This window comes from Rhodococcus sp. BP-261 (genome assembly GCF_019835205.1).
GTDB lineage: Bacteria > Actinomycetota > Actinomycetes > Mycobacteriales > Mycobacteriaceae > Rhodococcoides > Rhodococcoides kyotonensis_B.
In genome coordinates this window covers 41,826-59,572 of sequence record NZ_JABUCO010000022.1, presented here as the reverse complement: position 1 = coordinate 59,572, position 17,747 = coordinate 41,826, and the positions used below count along the sequence as shown (strand labels likewise).

15 protein-coding genes and 3 pseudogenes are annotated in these 17,747 nt (G+C 64.0%); 9 read left to right on the top strand and 9 right to left on the bottom strand.

Features of this window, described 5'->3' with window-relative positions:
- Nucleotides 1–150: 150 nt before the first annotated feature.
- The 7 genes and pseudogenes from HQ354_RS20460 to HQ354_RS20435 all read left to right on the top strand — a co-directional run bounded on the left by HQ354_RS20460 (nucleotide 151) and on the right by HQ354_RS20435 (nucleotide 7,455).
- Nucleotides 151–438, top strand: coding sequence for a hypothetical protein (locus tag HQ354_RS20460; RefSeq protein ID WP_261768963.1), 288 nt, complete (start codon nucleotides 151–153; stop codon nucleotides 436–438).
- A gap of 108 nt (nucleotides 439–546) precedes the next feature.
- Nucleotides 547–1,662, top strand: a complete 1,116-nt coding sequence (locus HQ354_RS20455; protein ID WP_222635458.1) for a PLP-dependent cysteine synthase family protein — start codon at nucleotides 547–549, stop codon at nucleotides 1,660–1,662.
- A pseudogene (locus HQ354_RS20450) lies at nucleotides 1,659–2,930 on the top strand (MDR family MFS transporter); the annotation flags it as partial. The gene HQ354_RS20455 and the pseudogene HQ354_RS20450, both read left to right, overlap by 4 nt.
- On the top strand, nucleotides 2,910–3,236 hold the full coding sequence (locus HQ354_RS25940) for a heavy metal-associated domain-containing protein (RefSeq protein ID WP_308115251.1): 327 nt from the start codon (nucleotides 2,910–2,912) through the stop codon (nucleotides 3,234–3,236). The pseudogene HQ354_RS20450 and the gene HQ354_RS25940, both read left to right, overlap by 21 nt.
- Nucleotides 3,237–3,493: 257 nt before the next feature.
- The gene (locus tag HQ354_RS20445; RefSeq protein ID WP_222635456.1) at nucleotides 3,494–5,764 is read left to right on the top strand and encodes a cation-translocating P-type ATPase; all 2,271 of its coding nucleotides are present in this window, start codon (nucleotides 3,494–3,496) and stop codon (nucleotides 5,762–5,764) included.
- Nucleotides 5,765–6,046: 282 nt separating this feature from the next.
- Entirely contained in the window at nucleotides 6,047–6,403 is a 357-nt protein-coding gene (locus HQ354_RS20440; RefSeq protein ID WP_261768964.1) for a metal-sensitive transcriptional regulator, read from the top strand.
- 344 nt (nucleotides 6,404–6,747) lie between these two features.
- Nucleotides 6,748–7,455 (top strand): TVP38/TMEM64 family protein, encoded by a 708-nt coding sequence (locus HQ354_RS20435; protein ID WP_222635475.1) that lies wholly within the window; start codon nucleotides 6,748–6,750, stop codon nucleotides 7,453–7,455.
- Nucleotides 7,456–7,507: 52 nt separating this feature from the next.
- Here HQ354_RS20435 and HQ354_RS20430 read toward each other — a convergent pair whose 3' ends face one another.
- The gene (locus tag HQ354_RS20430) at nucleotides 7,508–7,993 is read right to left on the bottom strand and encodes a hypothetical protein (protein WP_222635474.1); all 486 of its coding nucleotides are present in this window, start codon (nucleotides 7,991–7,993) and stop codon (nucleotides 7,508–7,510) included.
- Nucleotides 7,994–8,259: 266 nt separating this feature from the next.
- Here HQ354_RS20430 and HQ354_RS26035 point away from each other — a divergent pair, with 266 nt between their 5' ends.
- Nucleotides 8,260–8,781 carry a DUF6153 family protein gene (locus tag HQ354_RS26035; RefSeq protein ID WP_374107350.1) on the top strand — a complete coding sequence of 174 codons (522 nt, stop codon included), beginning with the start codon at nucleotides 8,260–8,262 and terminating at the stop codon, nucleotides 8,779–8,781.
- Nucleotides 8,782–8,873: 92 nt separating this feature from the next.
- The gene (locus tag HQ354_RS20420) at nucleotides 8,874–9,530 is read left to right on the top strand and encodes a DUF305 domain-containing protein (protein ID WP_222635454.1); all 657 of its coding nucleotides are present in this window, start codon (nucleotides 8,874–8,876) and stop codon (nucleotides 9,528–9,530) included.
- Between the two features lie 180 nt (nucleotides 9,531–9,710).
- Here HQ354_RS20420 and HQ354_RS20415 read toward each other — a convergent pair whose 3' ends face one another.
- The 8 genes and pseudogenes from HQ354_RS20415 to HQ354_RS20380 all read right to left on the bottom strand — a co-directional run bounded on the left by HQ354_RS20415 (nucleotide 9,711) and on the right by HQ354_RS20380 (nucleotide 17,666).
- Nucleotides 9,711–10,529, bottom strand: coding sequence for a cytochrome c biogenesis CcdA family protein (locus HQ354_RS20415; protein WP_222635453.1), 819 nt, complete (start codon nucleotides 10,527–10,529; stop codon nucleotides 9,711–9,713).
- Nucleotides 10,526–11,107 (bottom strand): TlpA disulfide reductase family protein, encoded by a 582-nt coding sequence (locus HQ354_RS20410; protein WP_308115250.1) that lies wholly within the window; start codon nucleotides 11,105–11,107, stop codon nucleotides 10,526–10,528. Before HQ354_RS20410 ends, HQ354_RS20415 begins: the two co-directional genes overlap by 4 nt.
- A gap of 104 nt (nucleotides 11,108–11,211) precedes the next feature.
- Entirely contained in the window at nucleotides 11,212–12,171 is a 960-nt protein-coding gene (ccsB, locus tag HQ354_RS20405) for a c-type cytochrome biogenesis protein CcsB (protein ID WP_222635451.1), read from the bottom strand.
- Nucleotides 12,172–12,175: 4 nt separating this feature from the next.
- Nucleotides 12,176–13,830: pseudogene (locus HQ354_RS20400) on the bottom strand (cytochrome c biogenesis protein ResB).
- 327 nt (nucleotides 13,831–14,157) lie between these two features.
- Nucleotides 14,158–14,727, bottom strand: a complete 570-nt coding sequence (locus HQ354_RS20395; RefSeq protein ID WP_254303417.1) for a GNAT family N-acetyltransferase — start codon at nucleotides 14,725–14,727, stop codon at nucleotides 14,158–14,160.
- Nucleotides 14,728–15,570: 843 nt separating this feature from the next.
- Nucleotides 15,571–15,929, bottom strand: a pseudogene (locus HQ354_RS20390) (ArsR/SmtB family transcription factor).
- 14 nt (nucleotides 15,930–15,943) lie between these two features.
- Nucleotides 15,944–16,222 carry a hypothetical protein gene (locus HQ354_RS20385; RefSeq protein WP_222635450.1) on the bottom strand — a complete coding sequence of 93 codons (279 nt, stop codon included), beginning with the start codon at nucleotides 16,220–16,222 and terminating at the stop codon, nucleotides 15,944–15,946.
- 283 nt (nucleotides 16,223–16,505) lie between these two features.
- Nucleotides 16,506–17,666 carry a tyrosine-type recombinase/integrase gene (locus HQ354_RS20380; RefSeq protein ID WP_068422510.1) on the bottom strand — a complete coding sequence of 387 codons (1,161 nt, stop codon included), beginning with the start codon at nucleotides 17,664–17,666 and terminating at the stop codon, nucleotides 16,506–16,508.
- Nucleotides 17,667–17,747: the final 81 nt, after the last annotated feature.

Here is a 17,747-nt window from a genome sequence, read left to right as displayed (position 1 = left end):
GGCTGCTACCGTCGTGACGTTGTGACATCACTTGCGATACGCCCACCGCGCCCGCGGACGGTTATCGCAATCGTCGCTGCTCTATACCTGTTGGCCCACACCATCGCTCAATGCGGACTCGCTTGGGAACAAGACCATCACGGCGAGGGCGTGCACATCGTTTCGTCCTCCTCGCAGGCCGTGGAACTCTCCCCCGACCACGCGCACATCGACGGCCGATCCACCCATGTGGCGCACGAGACGCACACCGTCGTCGCGATGCCTCGATCCGACAATCCACCCCGCCCGTTCGCCATCACCGGGGTCGCGGCGATGGCCTTGGCTGTGATCCTCGTAGCGATGGCGGTGCCGCACAGTCCTCGAGCCCCACCGGATCTGCCCATCCTGTTCCGGCACGGCCGGACCGTATTGAACGAACTCTGTATCAACAGGTGCTGATCAGCAGCCCGCTGGCCATTCGAGAACGTCTCGTCCTCGTGGCCCAGCTCGCGCTGCCCATCATTCACTTACTGCACCCTCGCAGGTCACATACAGGGACTACTCATCATGAACAGTGCTGTTCGCTCCGCGCTCGTAACACCGCCCTCCGCCGACCATCTGTCGGCGAACGCCAAGAATTGCCCAGAACCGAGCACCATGGTCGGCAATACTCCCGTTCTGTGGATCGGTGAACCGTTCGCCGACGCCGGCCTCGGCTTCTGGGCGAAACTCGAAGGCAGCAATCCCGGCGGGATGAAAGATCGACCCGCGCTGCACATGGTCGAAAGGGCAAGGGCTCGCGGCGATCTCGCTCCCGGGGCGATGATCATCGAATCCACCAGCGGAACCCTCGGCCTGGGTCTGGCCCTCGCCGGGATCACCCATCAGCACCCCGTCACACTCGTCACCGACCCCGGGCTCGAACCGATCGTGCACCGGATGCTCGCCGCGTACGGCGCTCACGTCGAATTGGTCACCACACCGCACCCCACCGGCGGCTGGCAGCAGGCCCGGCGCGAGAAGGTCCGCGACCTGCTCGATGCACATGCGGGATCGTGGTGCCCGGATCAATACACCAACCCGGACAATGTCGAAGCGTACGAGTCGCTCGCCCACGAACTCATCGCTCAGCTCGGCCGCGTCGACACGCTGGTGTGCTCGGTGGGTACCGGTGGGCACTCCGCAGGCGTGGCACGGGTGCTCCGCAGGTTCTGCCCCGACCTGAAGCTGGTCGGCGTCGACACCATCGGATCGACCATCTTCGGTCAGCCCGCCAGTACCCGGCTGATGCGCGGGTTGGGTTCGAGCATCTATCCCGACAACATCGACTACCAGGCCTTCGACGAGGTGCACTGGGTGGCCCCCGCGGAGGCCGTCTGGTCGTGCCGCACTCTCGCGGCCACCCATCACGCCAGCGGCGGCTGGAGTGTCGGTGCCGTCGCCCTCGCGGCCGGCTGGATCGCCCGCACCAGCTCACCGGAGACCCGGGTCGCGGCCGTCTTTCCCGACGGACCGCAGCGCTACTTCGACACCATTTACAACGACGACTACTGCACCGAACATGACTTGCTCGATGTGGACCCGCCGACCGTGCCGACCACGATCGACCACCCCGCCGACCAGGTCGTGACGTCGTGGACACGGTGCGCGAACGTCGTCGATCCCACCGAGAGCGTTCGATGAGAACGTTTGTGAGGAAGTTCCGTAGTTTCGACCGACCCAGCCAGGTGTTGATGGTCAATCAGTTCTCCATCAATGTCGGCTTCTACATGTTGATGCCGTATCTGGTGGGGTATCTGGCTGGGCCATTGGGTCTGGCGGCCTGGGCGGTCGGGCTGGTACTCGGGGTGCGGAACTTCTCTCAGCAAGGGATGTTCCTGCTCGGTGGCACCCTCGCCGACCGCCTCGGGTACAAACCCTTGATCGTCGCCGGGTGCCTGCTGCGCGTCGCCGGTTTCGCACTGCTTGCGGTCGTGGACTCGCTGCCGGCGATCCTGATCGCATCGGCTGCCACCGGGTTCGCCGGTGCGCTGTTCAACCCGGCAGTGCGGGCGTACCTCGCCGCCGACGCCGGACCGCGGCGGGTCGAGGCGTTCGCGGTGTTCAACGTGTTCTATCAGGCCGGGATTCTGCTGGGCCCGTTGATCGGTCTTGCTCTGACCTCTCTCGATTTCAGGATCACCTCGCTGGCAGCGGCCGCGATTTTCGCGGTGCTGACGATTGTGCAGATATGGACGCTCCCCGCGTATCGGGCAGAGACCGCAGGGGTCAGGACATCGGTACTCGAAGACTGGCGGGTAGTCGTTTCCAACCGGCCTTTCGTTCTGTTCGCGTTGGCGATGATCGGGTCCTACGTGCTCTCGTTCCAGATCTATCTGGCCTTGCCGTTGCAGGCGGCGGTGGTGGTCGGTGACGGTCGGTCCGATACTGCCCTGGTGACTTCGTTGTTCGTGGTCTCCGGGGTGGTGGCCATCGCCGGGCAGTTCCGAATCACGTCCTGGCTGTCTCGCAGATGGGGATCGGGGCGAAGCCTGGTGGTCGGTATGGCGATCATGGCATCGGCGTTCCTCCCACTGATCGCGCTTTCGAGCCCGGCCGTACTGGGCGGGTGGGCCGCCGCCGGCGCCCTGGTGTGCACCGCGGCACTGCTGGCGATCGGCACCGCTGCGGTGTTTCCGTTCGAGATGGACACCGTCGTGACCCTCTCGGGTGGGACGCTCGTGGCCACTCACTACGGCTTCTACAACACCATCGTCGGGGTCGGCATCCTGCTCGGCAACCTGGGCACCGGTGTCGTCTTCGGGATCTTCGGCGACGCGCAACTGGGTGGATTGACCTGGCTGATATTGACAGGCGTCGGAGGGGCATCGGCAACCGCCCTGTACCTGCTCGACCGACGCGCACGGCTCTGCTCACCGCCGGTCCAAAGCATGTCCCCATCGCTGGACGAGTGCGACACCTCCCCATTGAATACCGTAGGGGGGTATGGTAGACCTTCAGGTGGGTCGCGACGACCGCACCCGAATTCCGAACAGAACGAAGGGCATCAGATGAGCACCACCACCGTCACCGTCACCGGAATGACCTGCGGCCACTGCGTCTCCTCGATCCGTGAGGAGATCAGCAGCATCCCCGGCGTGACCGCCGTCGACGTCGATCTCACGAGCGGCCGAGTCGAGATCGACTCCGAGACACCGGTCGAGCAGGCGGACATCGCACGGGCCGTCGACGAGGCCGGCTACCAGCTCGCCGGCTGACCCAGACCGGACGATCCGACGATGAACGCATCGTGGACATTCACCGTCGGTCTGCTCCGCGGTCTTCGGCCTTGCACCGACCGACCCACGGCACCTCGATCTCGCAGGGCCCCACCTGTAGTCACTACGGCCACACGGGTCACCGATCGGAGACCCGGAGGACGGTCGGTCACCGACAGCCGATGCACACTCCGCCCGCGACCTGAAGGTCGCGGGCGGGCACGAACACCGAAAAACCACTCCCGAGAGGAGGAACGATGAATCCCGTCACGCAGCACCCGACCGCCGACGGCCGGGTCGAACTCGAAATCGGTGGCATGACCTGCGCCTCGTGCGCGAACCGAATCGAGAAAAAACTGAACAAACTCGACGGAGTCACCGCAACGGTGAACTACGCCACCGAGAAGGCACGCGTCGATTACGTCGGTGATGTGTCGGCCGAGGATCTCGTGGCCACCGTCGAGCAGGCCGGCTACACCGCGAAGGTCCCGACAACCGCCACTTCCTCCACCGACCCCGACGCGGAACCGGCCGGGCCATCCGCGAATGACCCCACTGCCTCGCTGCGTCAACGCCTGCTCATATCGCTGGTGCTCAGTGTGCCGGTGATCGCGATGGCCATGATTCCGGCACTGCAGTTCACCAACTGGCAGTGGCTGTCCCTCACCCTCGCCGCGCCCGTGGTGGTGTGGGGGGCATGGCCGTTCCACAAGGCTGCCTTCACCAACCTGCGGCACGCCACTTCCACGATGGACACCCTCATCTCGATGGGCACCCTCGCGGCACTCGGATGGTCGGTGTATGCCTTGTTCTGGGGCACCGCCGGAATGCCGGGCATGACCCATCCGTTCGAGTTGACCATTTCCCGCTCCGACGGGGCCGGCAACATCTACCTCGAGGCCGCCGCTGGAGTCACCACTTTCATCCTCGCCGGCCGCTACTTCGAAGCACGCTCCAAGCGGCGCGCCGGTGCCGCCCTGCGTGCCCTGCTCGAGCTCGGTGCCAAGGAAGTCTCCGTCCTGCGCGATGGTGTCGAACAGCGCATCCCCACCGATCAACTGGTAGTCGGTGACGAGTTCGTCGTCCGCCCCGGGGAGAAGATCGCCACCGACGGTGTCGTCGCCGAGGGCTCCTCTGCGGTCGACAATTCGATGCTGACCGGCGAATCCGTGCCCGTCGAGGTCGGACCCGACGATCTGGTCGTCGGCGCGACGGTCAACGTCGGCGGTCGAATCGTGGTCCGAGCGACCCGTATCGGCTCGGACACCCAGCTCGCGCAGATGGCGAAATTCGTCGAAGACGCGCAGACCGGCAAGGCCCAAGCTCAGCGCCTGGCGGACAGGATCTCCGGAGTCTTCGTCCCGATCGTCATCGCCCTTGCCGTGGCGACACTCGGCTTCTGGATCGGCACCGGCGGCGGGATCGCGGCCGCGTTCACCGCAGCCGTCGCCGTCCTGATCATCGCCTGCCCCTGCGCCCTCGGCCTGGCCACCCCGACCGCGCTGATGGTCGGCACCGGCCGCGGCGCTCAACTCGGCATCCTGATCAAGGGTCCCGAGGTGCTCGAATCGACCCGGCGCGTCGACACCGTGGTGCTCGACAAGACCGGCACCGTCACCACCGGCAAGATGACCCTGCTCGAGGTGATCACCGCCGACGGCGAAGACACCGCGCAGGTGCTGCACCTGGCCGGTGCACTCGAAGATTCGTCCGAGCACCCCATCGCTCAGGCCATCGCCAAGGGTGCCCGTGAGAAGGTAGGCGCTCTGGCGCCGGTGGAGCAGTTCACCAACATCGAGGGCCTCGGGGTGCAGGGCATGATCGAGGACCATGCGGTGATCGTCGGACGGGCCCGCCTGCTCGCCGACCGGGCGCAGCATCTGCCGGACGATCTCGACAGTGCTATGCGCGCAGCCGAATCCGAGGGTAAGACTGCCGTCGCGGTCGGTTGGGATGGCCGGGCTCGCGGCGTGCTGGTCGTCGCCGACGCGGTCAAGGCCACCTCCGCTGAGGCGATCGAGCAGCTGCGGGGCTTGGGTCTGACGCCGATCATGCTCACCGGCGACAACGCCGCTGCCGCGCGTGCCATAGCCGACCAGGTCGGGATCGACGAAGTGATCGCGGAGGTGCTGCCCGCGGAGAAGGTGGACGTCGTCAAACGGCTGCAAGAGCAGGGCAAGGTAGTGGCGATGGTCGGCGACGGTGTCAACGACGCCGCTGCGTTGGCGCAGGCCGACCTCGGTCTGGCGATGGGCACGGGTACCGATGTTGCGATCGAAGCCAGCGATCTGACGCTGGTGCGCGGTGATCTGCGCGCCGCAGCAGATGCCATCCGCCTGTCCCGCCGGACATTGAGCACCATCAAGGGCAACCTGTTCTGGGCGTTCGCCTACAACGTGGCCGCCCTCCCCCTGGCTGCGGCCGGGCTGCTCAATCCGATGCTCGCCGGTGCAGCGATGGCGTTCTCGTCGGTATTCGTGGTCAGCAACAGCCTACGACTGCGCCGGTTCAAGTCCCTCGCGGCATAACCGCGGACAGACCCAGCACAGAGGGATGGGGTGGGCGTGCAGGCGCGCCCACCCCATCCCTCCACATCCCACGCAGCCCGGAAGGAGAAGACCATGTCCTCAGTGACCACGACCTTGGTACAGATCACCCGGTACCCCGCGACGCGGGCGGTGGCCCGCTGTGCGGTGATGTGCGCCATGGCGGCGGCTCGGCAACGACTCGACGGACCGACCACCTCGTCCCATACCCCAGGCGGGCATACTCGTGGATGCTCGGCATGACTCGTATATCAGGAGGACACCATGGCCAATCCCGCGGCCACCCCCGCCCTCGCAGCCACGCAGGCACCCGCCGAAACCGGCGGTCATGATCACACCGCGCGCGGCTACATCACCGAAAAGGACGCATACCTCAAGCGTCTCAAGCGCATCGAAGGCCAGGCCCGCGGCCTGCAACGAATGGTCGAGGAAGACCAGTACTGCATCGACATCCTCACCCAGGTCTCGGCGATGACCAAAGCCCTGCAAGCGGTGGCCATGGGCCTGCTCGAAGCTCACATCAGTCACTGTGTGGTCGACGCCGCAGTCGCCGGCGGTCCCGAAGCCGACGCAAAAATCAAAGAGGCCACCGCCGCGATCTCTCGACTCGTCCGCTCCTGACACCCGGCCGCTCGAAACCAGTGTCGGCTGTAGCCACATAGAACGAATTCGGGTCAGGATCTCGGTCCCAGCCGCGGGCCGGGCTTCGACTCGAACAGGAGTTGTGTATGCCCGAACAGTTTCCTGACATCGGCCTTCCTGCCTTGCCAGAACTTTCTCCCGCTCGCCCGCCCGGGGACCGTCGCAAGGCCGCCACCCCGTCGACGCCGCCCCTGCGGGCCGACACTCCGGCGGTGGACGGTTCGATCAGTGGACTCTCACAGTCTGACGATGTCGGCTCGGCCTGCTCAGCTGTCGACGTCTCTCTCGAATCTGCGCACCGCGGGAACCGGTGGGTACCGGCGATTCTGCGTGATCGCCGTGTCCTCGTCGCCGCGTTGGCGCTGGTCGCCCTGGCAGTGGCCGCCGCCGTCGTGCCCCGCCCGTCGATCACTTCGGTGCGCGACTGGGCGGAGTCGATGGGCGCATTGTTTGTGTTGGTGTTCTTTCTGGCCCAGGTGGTGTTGACGATTGCCCCGGTTCCGCGCACGGTGTTCACCCTCAGCGCCGGACTGTTGTTCGGTCCCGCCGCCGGGATCGCCGTCACGATCGCCGCGACAACCGTCAGCGCAGTACTGGCATTTCTACTCGTGCGCGTCATGGGACGTAGCGCGGTGAAGGCGCACCTGACGCATCCCGCAGTCAAGGCCATCGATGCCCGGTTGGCTCGGCGGGGATGGCTGGCGGTCGGGTCCCTGCGACTCATCGCTCCGGCACCGTTCGCCCTGGTCAACTACTGCTCCGGTCTCTCAGCGGTGCGCCTCTTGCCGTACACCGCGGCCACCGTGGTGGGAATTCTGCCCGGAACGATCGCAGCGGTGCTGTTCGGGGACGCGTTGACGGGGCAAACTCATCCGGCATTGATTGTGGTGACGACGGTCTGCGTCGCCGTCGGGATCGCAGGGCTGCTGACCGACGCCCGTCTGCCGATACCAGCAGTACAACTCGATACCGCGGACGATGCATCGAAGCTCGATCGCCTTCGCCATCCGCGGCCGCCGGGCACCGAATGAGGCGTGGCAAGGTTCTTACAACTGCAGAATTCTCACGGCTGCCGGGTTCTTACTATTTTGTGGCAGTGTCACCGCTGAAACCAACCGAGAATCCCAGCTGCTCACCTACGCGAGGTACAGGGCACACGCGTTCCCCCCGCAGTCGCAGTCGAAGAGCCCACACCATCACCCCGACCGATACGATTCCGATCATCGGCTGCACGGGTGCCCATAAATCCAGAGCACCGCTCACCCCGATCGCCGCCACCACCAGCTTGTTGCATACCGGACACCCGACAGCCAACAAGGACAACGCATTCGCACTGACCCCTACCCGGGAAGAAACCGGTGACTTCAGCCCAGTGCGGACATATGTGGCAAGAATGAGGCCACTGAGAACTGCGGTGGCGATCCACACCGGATAGTTCCACCACTGTGCCGGGGTCATTCGAACGTAGAACGCAGTGTGGATGATCCCGGACGGGACACCCACAACCATCGCGGCCACCACCGCGCCCAGGAATGCGGCCACCCAACGCCGCGCAGGCCAGCCATTCATCGTCACAGCTTCGTCCCTCCCTCTACCCGTCGACGGGCAACCGCCCACCAACTACTATGTTAAATAGTAGTTGGTTGTTGCCGTGACACACCACAACAACGTGTCTTCCGATCGTGTCCGGCCGCAAAATCTTCGTGTTGAAGGGTGGTCGTCCGCGGCGCGGTCGTCGCGGGCACGATCGAACGTGTCAGGATCTACACCGACATCGACTGGTCCGACCTCATCGCGGGCCTCCGCCGCAACGAAACGTCCCGCCATCCGATTCGATGACCCCGGCCCGGATCGACCGCCAACGAGGAAGGGGGTTGTCGGTGCGAGCGACCGGTAAGATCGACCTCGTGAGCACACGGAGGGCAGAACCTGTGAACCGGAACTGGCTCATCGGTTCGGTCGGTGCTCTGGTGGTGTTGTTCGGGGTCGTTCTGATGCACTCCGCGCCGATGCCGTTCACGTCGGCTACCGGTATCGGCGAACATTCGATGACCTCATCGATACCCACTCCACTGGCCGCCAGCGATCACTCGACAGCCCCCTCCGCGCCGGCAATGGACGATGCTTCCGCCACACACTGCGGGAATGGCTGTAGCGATCACGGCTCGGTCTTGCATCTGTGCCTGGCTATAGCCGGTGCCGCCATCGCGGCGTTGGCTGCGTTGCGTGCAGTCGTTGTGGGCTTTGCCAGGTCCCTCGTACACGCCGCGCGAGTATGGACCGTTCGCCATCGAACCGGACCCCCGCCACCCTGGACCGTTCTTTCACTCTCCGAATTGTCAGTGCTTCGGATCTGACAGGTCTCGCTCACACATTGTGTGAGACGCAGATGACGACGGGCCAATGCGCCCGTCGATCCGAACCACCCCGACAATTTCAGGAGTTTGCTATGCGTTCGAACCGATCTACCCGCTTCAGGATCGCGATCACGGCGGCTTCCGCCGTCGCCGCCGCAGTTCTCGCCGGGTGCAGCAGTAACGACGGCGGGATGGATATGCCGGGTATGTCCAGCGGCGATACACCGGCCTCGTCGTCTTCCGAAGCCTCAGCCGACGCATCCGCGGTGTTCAACGATGCCGATGTCACGTTCGTTCAAGGGATGTACCCCCACCACGCGCAAGCGGTGGACATGTCTTCACTTGTCGATGGCCGAACCGAGAACGCTCAGATCATCGAGCTGGCCCAAGCCATCGAAGCAGCTCAAGCACCGGAGATGGAGCAGATGAACGCTCTGCTCGCTGCCTGGGGACAGCCCGCTGCGTCTACAGACATGGGCGGTATGGACATGGGCGGTATGGACATGGGCAGCGGTGGCATGAGCGGCATGATGAGCCAGGAAGACATGGACAGGTTGTCGGCTGCCAGCGGCGCGGAGTTCGACTCGATGTGGCTCACCATGATGATCGAGCATCACAAGGGAGCAATCGAGATGGCTCAGATCGAATTGACCGACGGTTCCAATCCTGATGCCAAGGAGCTTGCCTCCACGATCATCGATGAACAGCAGAGCGAAATCTCCACGATGGAAGGCCTGCTGGTTCAGTAACCGTCGATCGAAAGCTGTCGATCGAAGTGCAGGGTTCGGCCGATGCCGAGCCCTGCACTTCGCTATCGGGATACCTGACCCGTCCTTGGTTCCGGGCCAGCTGCTCAATCCCACGACAGTGCCGCAATCACGCCGAACTACGCAGCGCGGCTCGAACGTGTGAATTGGCCGACTTCACTGTCAGATGGGTAAGACGACCGAACTGACGAATTCATTGCGTATCCACGCGATGAACAGACCCCATACTCCTGTCAGCAGCGCGATACCTACGGCGATCATGATGATGCCGCCCGCCACCTTGATCTTCTGCGAGTTCCGTCGGAGCCATCCGACGCCGCGCATCGCCGAACTCGATCCGAAGGCCAGGACGACGAACGGCAGGCCCAGTCCCAGACAGTAGGCGACGATGAGAGTGACCCCTCGTGCTGCGGTCGCGCCTTCGGTGCCCGCTGCCACCGACAGCACCCCGGCGAGGGTGGGACCCAGACATGGTGTCCATCCGAGCGCGAACACCCCGCCGAGCAGCGGAGCTCCTGCGAGCGAGGAGATGCGTTGCGGTGCGAAGCGGGTGTCACGTTGCAGGGCGGGAATGAAGCCGATGAAGGTCAATCCCATGATGATCGTGATGACACCGCCGACCTGTTGGAGCACCTGCTCGTTGATACGCAGGGTGCCGATGACCCCGAAGATCGAGGCGGTGGCCAGGACGAAGACTATGGTGAACCCGGCAACGAACAACGACGCAGCGCCGGCCACGCGCCAGCGGCTCGCCAGTTTTCGGGGCGCTCCGTTCGCCGTGGCGGGCCCGAGCGGTTGGGCGTCGGCACCGGCGATGCCCGCCAGGTAGGACAGGTAGCCCGGTACCAGCGGCACGACGCACGGGGAGGCGAACGAGACCAGACCAGCGAGCATGCACGCGGCTATCGCGAGGACCAGGGGGCCGCTGGATGCAGCATTCTGGAATGTCGAGCCGACACCTTGGGCAAGAAGGTCGGTCATTCGGCGGCCACGCGTTCGACGACCGGGAGGAGGTCCTCGGTGAGCAATGCGCGCATGAACACCGCGGCGACTCGGTGTTGTCGGTCCAGGACCAGCGTCGACGGAATCACACTCGTCGGGTAGTTGCCGCCGAGGGCGATCAGTGTCCGCATCGAGGGGTCGTAGATCGACGGGTACGAGACGTTGTTGTCGACGACGAAGTCCTGCGCTTTGTCCTTCTGGGGATCTCGAACGTTGATACCGAGGAACTGCACTCCGCGCTCGCGGGTGGCTTCGAAGACCTCTTCGAGGTCGTCGGCTTCGCCGCGGCACGGCGCGCACCATTGACCCCACAGATTGATCACCACGACGTCACCGTCGTAGTCCGACAGAGCAGTGCTTTCTCCTTCCTCCATCAGATCGGGTCCGGCGAGTTCGCCTACGGTAGATCGTGTTTCGGGTGGATCGTAGAAGATGTCGGTCTGTCCGCCGGGTGCCACGAAGTCGAAGGTACCGCCGGAGGGCGCGGCAGATGCTCCGGTGCCGGCGGCGCACCCGGAGACCAGAAGTGCGACGGCAGCAATCGACGCAGCTGCCACGGCGGGCAGCGAGGGAACGAGCCGGATGGCCGCGAGATCGACGAGACCGCCATCGGGCACCGCACGGCCTCGCCGGGGCAGGCGTCGCCGGCTCGCACGCGAAATCAATTCAAGCCTGCGTAGGAGTGCAGACCAGAGACGACCATGTTGATGATGAACAGGTTGAACAGCATCGCCACGAATCCAGCGATGTTGATCCATGCGGCCCGGGTATCACGCCACCCAGTGGTGGCCCGCGCGTGCAAGTACGCGGCGTAGATGATCCATGCAATGAACGAGACGGTCTCCTTCGGATCCCAGCCCCAGAACCGACCCCACGCAGCTTCGGCCCAGATCGCGCCGAGGATGACACCGATTCCGAAGAGCGGGAACGCGAACACCGTGGTCTTGTACGCAAGTACATCGAGCGACTGCGCCGAGGGCAGACGTGCAACGATCCGACCCACTCCGCTGTCGGTGACGGGATATCGGAGCCGAATCAAGAACAGCGTGCTTGCTGCACCGGAAATCAGAAACACCCCGCTCCCGAGCGAGACGATCGAGACGTGTACCGGGAGCCAATAGGACTGCAAGGCCGGTACGACCGGTGCCGCGTCGGCATAGAGCACAGTTCCAGCAACGAACAGCAGGATCAGAATCGGCACCAGAACGAACGACCACAGTGTGCGCAGTTGTTGCGAGCGGAGCACGATCAATCCGGCCAAGACGCCGGCCGCGCATGTGACGGAGACGAACTCGTACATGTTGCCCCACGGCGGTCGCCCCGTGGCAATCCCGCGCAGGACGATCGCCCCGGTATGCAGGGTGAGCGCGAGCACCACCAGGGCCAGCCCCATGCGGCCCAGGCGTTCGGCCGGGGCTCTTCGCTCGGGTGTCGGCACGTATCCCGGCGTGGACGATGTCGCAGCGACCAGCTGAGGATACGGACTCCCGGCCCGGCGCAAGGTCGTTGTCCGCGTCGTGGCGAGTTGCGCTGTGAACAACATCGTTGCGAGAAGGTAGATCACGAAAGCGGTTTCGAAACTGATGTCGCTCCAGCGGGCAAGACTGTCGTCGATCGGCATGGCGCTACACCGTTTCTGTGTCGAGGGTCTCGGAGTGGGTCTTTGCATGCGACGTCCAAATATCGGTGCGCAGGGTCTCGAATTCGGGTCCCCATCCGGCGTGATCGGTACGAGCGAGCCCGCCCATTTCCACGTGCGTTCGACCCTCTCCGTACGGGTGTACTCGGAACCACACGCGACGTCGTTTGATCACCAACGAGACCACCAGTCCGGTCATCATCGTGATTGCGAACACCAGGACCCACAATTGCGCGGGATCGTACCCGACCTGCAGGTTCGCAAACTCTTTGGCTCCGTCGAATCGGATGACGGTGCCGTCGGCGAGGGTCGTCGATTCTCCGGGCCGCAGATTCACCCGATCCTGTTTGACGAGCCGACCTTGGTCGATCATGGATTTGTCCAACGCGAATATCGACTGCGGAATGCCGGTGCCGAGTCCGGTATCGCCTTTGTAGATGTCCACTGCAACAGCAGGATCGGTCAATTCCGGGAAGCTGGAGGAGAGCAGAGTTCCGTTGAATTGCGCTGTAGGAGCGAAGAGGCCTTCGATCGCGATCTGGCCGCGGCGGCGCTCGTCGGCAGTAGCGTAGGTGCCCCCGGGTGGATCGAAACGCAGCGCCCCACTGCTGAGAAATGTGGTGGCGTCGTCGGGTCGGAACTGCAGGGCCTCGGTGCGGGTCTGACCGTCGGGGAAGGTCACGGTGGATTCGGGGGGTAGCCGTGTCCGGTGAGGTAGACACGTTCGTCGCCGAGCCGGAGAGGCTCGTTGACCTTGAGCTGATGGTCGCGCCAGTTGCCGACGACTATATCGTCGGCGGACTGGTAAGAGATGTTGGAGGTGAACATCTCCGCCTGGCCGTTCTCGAGGTAGTCGGCAGTGAAGTCCTTGACCCTGATGCAGAACGGTTCGAGGCCGGTTCCGTCCGTGCTGTTCCCCGCTCGGAAAGAGTCGTAGATGGCGGGTGAGGTGTTGCAGAAGCCAGGGCCGTTGTCTGCTATGACGATGACCGATCCCTCGTAACCGAAGAGCTTGCCGACGGCGATGGCAGCGAGCAGACCAATCAACGAGAAATGAAAAAGTAGGTTCCCGGCCTCGCGTGTGTACCCTTTCTCGGCGGAAAGAGTAAATGTTCCATCGGGCTCGGACCGAACTGCTGTACGCCACCTTTCCAATCGGGTCGCGATGTCGGTAATGATGGTTGTCGGACTGCCGGCAAGAGCACCCGAATGGTGCAGCGATAGACGCGCAAGGTTTCGGGGTACGCGAACTGGTTGTGCGCGAAGGGCTTTGCCGTGCTCGATCATTCGAGGAGTAAGACAGCCGATCAGCGACACGAACAGCAGAACGTAGATGGCGGTGAACCAGAAGCTGCCAAACACATCGAACAATTCCATTGTATCCATCACGGACCCAAGAATCGGGCGTGCTGCTATGTAGGTGTCGACGGCCTGGGTGTTGAGATTGCGCTGCGGCAGCAGCGCGCCGGGGATTGCGGCGATAGCGAGCAGGAACAGCAGCACCAGCGCCGTGCGCATCGAGGTCAGTTGCCGCCACTGGTTTCGCAGCCCACCGATTGCTCCGCGCAACTGTCGCTGCGATGCTGGCGCCCGGGTTCGATCAGCTGTCACCGCGCTGCACCCCCTTTTCGACGATAGCATCCCAACTACTATGCAACATAGTAGGCGATGGGTGGAGCGAGGTTGTGGGCGGATCGGTTTGTCTGTTAAGGCTGCTGGTCGTTGGTCAACCGCGTTTCTCCCCGCGCGGAGTAAGATAATCCTGGTAAGGTCGGGCACCCTGCGACGCCAGGGTGGATGACCTCAAATCGGATGATCGAATAACGCAGTTTCCGCACCGTCAACGAGTCCTTGACGAAAGTGTCCAGATTCGGTGAGTCCGCCGCAACTATCGGACTGCTTCCACCCAGGTGCACCGATTGTCGATCGAATAAGTCGGCGGCCCACATGGTTTGGTCGCAAACCCTGTCAGCTCCGAGTGATGTTCGTGTGGTGGTCGGCGGTGATCGCCCAGAGTTCGTGGTCGGTTCTGCGTCCCCCGGCGTTCATGTAGTTTTTCATCGTTCCTTCGTGTTGTAAACCGATCTTGGCAACCAGTCGCTTGGCGGGAGTGTTGGTGATACCGATGGGAGCGGAAACTCGTTGCAGGTGAAGGTCGGTGAAGCACACGTCGAGCATCAGTTCGGCTGCTGTGCTGCCGATTCCTGCGCGTCCGTGCGCGGAGTCGACCCAGATTCCGACTTCGGCGGTGCCGTTCCAGGTGTCGATCCATTCGAGGTTGCATTGCCCGGCGAAGTGACCGTCGACGTCGATCACCCTGGGCAGTGCTCGTCCGGCTGCGGTGTCCGCTCGACCTCGTAGGCACTCGTGGATCCACATGGCATCGGTGTGTCGTTCGTTCCATTCGGCATCGGTTGTGGCCCAATAGGGTTCGATCAAGGATCGATCTCGTAGGCGTATCTGCCGCCATGCCGCGGCGTCCGAGAAGCGAGCCGTTCTCAGCGTCACGAGGTGCCCGCCGGGGCTGGTAGCGGTCACTGTGCGGACTTGTTGTCTGTTGTGGCGCATCTTCAGTCGGTCGCGGATGCGTCCGACATAGAACCTGGCGACGGTTTCTGTAGTAGTTCTGTTCCGCATTGCGGAGACCTCCGGGGTCGGGTGATCGGCCCTCGTGACGGCGAACGCGGACGAGGGCGAGCGGGATCGAATCAAGGTCGTCACCGGCCGCGACACCGCGGTCCGCCCATGAGATGCACTCATCGCGACCTGCAATTGTCGGCTACCTCGGCCTGGCTGCACCGGCCCGGATCATGGCTGACCGGTGGGTCCACACGGTGCGGCAGAGAATGGAAACCTGGCGACTAGGAAACGTCCGCCGAGATGCAGGCGGAGGATTCCTGTCAGACTCGCAATATCGACAGTTGCTCCACTGTCAGCGTCGCCCAGGGCGGCGTATGCCCCGTTCGCCGACTCGATCGCGTCCGAACCGGATTGCGCCACAGGGCTGTCGCAGTGCCGGCGAAAACAACGCGTACTCCCGCCAGCGCCATTGCGACGGTCAGAACTGCGAGGAACGCATGCGTTCCGACGTGGTCGTGACAATCGCTAGCGCAATCAGCTTCAGGAGTGGCGGGGTGTTCTGCTGCCGAATTGTGCGAATGAGCGCCCGCCGCAGAATGCGCAGTGTTCGGTGGATGGCCGTGTGCGGAGTGCTCGAGGGGAACCGAACCCATGAGGAGGACGCCGAAGATCGCCGCGACGGCAACCACCCCTGAGATGCAGCGCGTCAACGCTCCCACCAGCGCACTCACCCCGACGACGATACCTGGCATCGCGAGTGGAATCTCCCGAGATCACCAGCACGCACCCGAGAGGCAGGTGTCACGAGTGTGCGGGTTCTCCGGTGACACTGTGGTCTGCGTAGTTGAGTCCTTCACGCACGAGGCGTGCGAGGTGGCCGTCGGCCAGGCTGTAGACGACGTTGCGGCCGTTCTTTCGCGTCTCCACCATGCCGATGAATCTCAGTTTCGCGAGATGTTGACTGACCGCGGTCCGGGAGGCGGCGGTCTTGGTGGTAAGTCGGTGACATCCGCAGATCCGTGGCTCAGGATCCACCGCAGATGCAGCCTGGTGGGATCGGACAGCATCCGGAAGGTCTCGCCCGCGGCGTCGAGCCGAGCACGGTCCGGCTGCTCGGGGTGATTGAAGCTCGCGGGCGTCGAGCCGGGGACTGCTGTCATCGTCGTCGATTCTGCTATGCCGTGCGCGGTGTCGCAGCGGAGGTGGAGATCTCCTCGTCGACGCGCGGCCATCCCGTAACTTGACGAGGCGAAATAGCGGAGACTAGTGTCGATGTCAGTAATTTGGCTTCGCGTTCTCCGAGGAACTTATGCAACGGCTCGAAGTACTGGTCGAGGATGTCTCGGCGCGCTTGCCAGCTTCCGTACGCGCCGTTGCGATTCCAGTACTTACGGAAGGTGTTGAAGTCTCGAAACGGTAGCTCGAGCGGTGCTGCCACGAGTTGTTTGAGCACCGATTGAAGGGTGCGAAGAACTTCGATCGATTCATCCTGAGCGATTTCCGCGCCGCTGGTTCCGTACCCCTCGAACTCGTCATGCGCGAACTGTGCCAACGCAACTGCAACTTCAATGTCGGGTCGTCCTGGCAGCGGTCCGCGAGTGATTGCTTCGAGGAGTGCAGTGTCTAGGACTTGCTGGGTGCTCTCGACATCGCCCCAAAGATCACTACCCGCAATCGTGCGTTCCGTCCAGAAGTCCCAGGATTTCGTGACCCACGATCCTATCTGCGGATTTGCTCTACAAACCAATCTGATTGACGGCGTTGCCGACGAGTGGGGCGTGTTCGCGTCGGTACACCTCGACGGAGTCGAGGCGGGTGTGGCCGGTCTGGCGGGCGATTGCGGTGCTGTCTGCGCCGTTGCGGGTGCCTTGGGTGACGAAGCCGGCGCGGAGCGAGTGTCCGCCGAGCTTGGTGAGCGCGGTGGGGTCGTAGCCGGCGTGTTCGGCGCGGCGCCGGATGGTCTTGTGGATCGCGGCCCCGGACAATGCAGTTGTGCCGAGGTTGCCGTTCTGGGCGATGGCCCGGAGCAGTGGTGCTCGGGCGGCGGTGCGGGGTACTCCCCCGCGGCAGACGTGTCCGGTGAACGGCTCTCGCTTCCGGAGTAACCGGATCACCGACGGCCGGCCACCGACACCGAACGCAGCGACGACCTGCACCCACCGCACGTACGCGCACGGTGGGCAGGTCTCGTGGGAGTCGGTGCACGGCAGAGCTTTCACCGCTCCCCTGCCCTCCTGGTCGGTCTTCGACTTCCGCAGTCGGACGTGGACGCCGTCGAGGCGATGAAGCGTGACGTCGCCACAGACGAGGTCGGAGAGTTCGCTGCGGCGGAAGGCACCGGCGAAGCCGAGCAGCAGGATCGCCGAGTCCCGGCGTTCGAGGACCTCGTCGGCCCAGCCGCGGCAGCGGTCTCGGGCCGTTGTGACAAGGATTTTGATGTCGTCGACTAGCAACGGATTCCGCGGGGTGCGGGGCCGGTCGCCGGCGGTGGCGTACTCACGGCGGATCCCCGACAACGTTGCGGTCACGAGTTCGTGCGCGGACGGAGACAAGTGCCCAGTGGTGCGGTGCTGGTGGTTGATCGCGGCGATCCAGGTGCCGAAGGTCGCGGCGGCGTGGGCCCGCTCCCCTGTCTCGGTGCGGGTGTCGGCGGCATCGACGAGATACGCCGCGACCGTGACCGGGTGTGCCGGCAACGAGGTATGTTCCTTCCTACTGCACCAGCCGGCGAAGCGTCGCCACCCGGCCGCATAGGTGCGGCGCGTTCCCTCCGACCGGGACGAGTCGACTGCTTTCGCAATCCGCGCGGCCACGGCCGGCGGGATTTCTGGTTCCACCGCCGTCGACACGGCCGCAGAAGTGCTCTCCGCAGGCATTCGGCCTGGTGGGAAGTCCATGCGGGCAGCCTAGCGTAGGTCTCCGACAGTTCTATGGAGCGAAAACTGTGCTGAACTGGCGTTTCGACGCAGCTGGTGCGG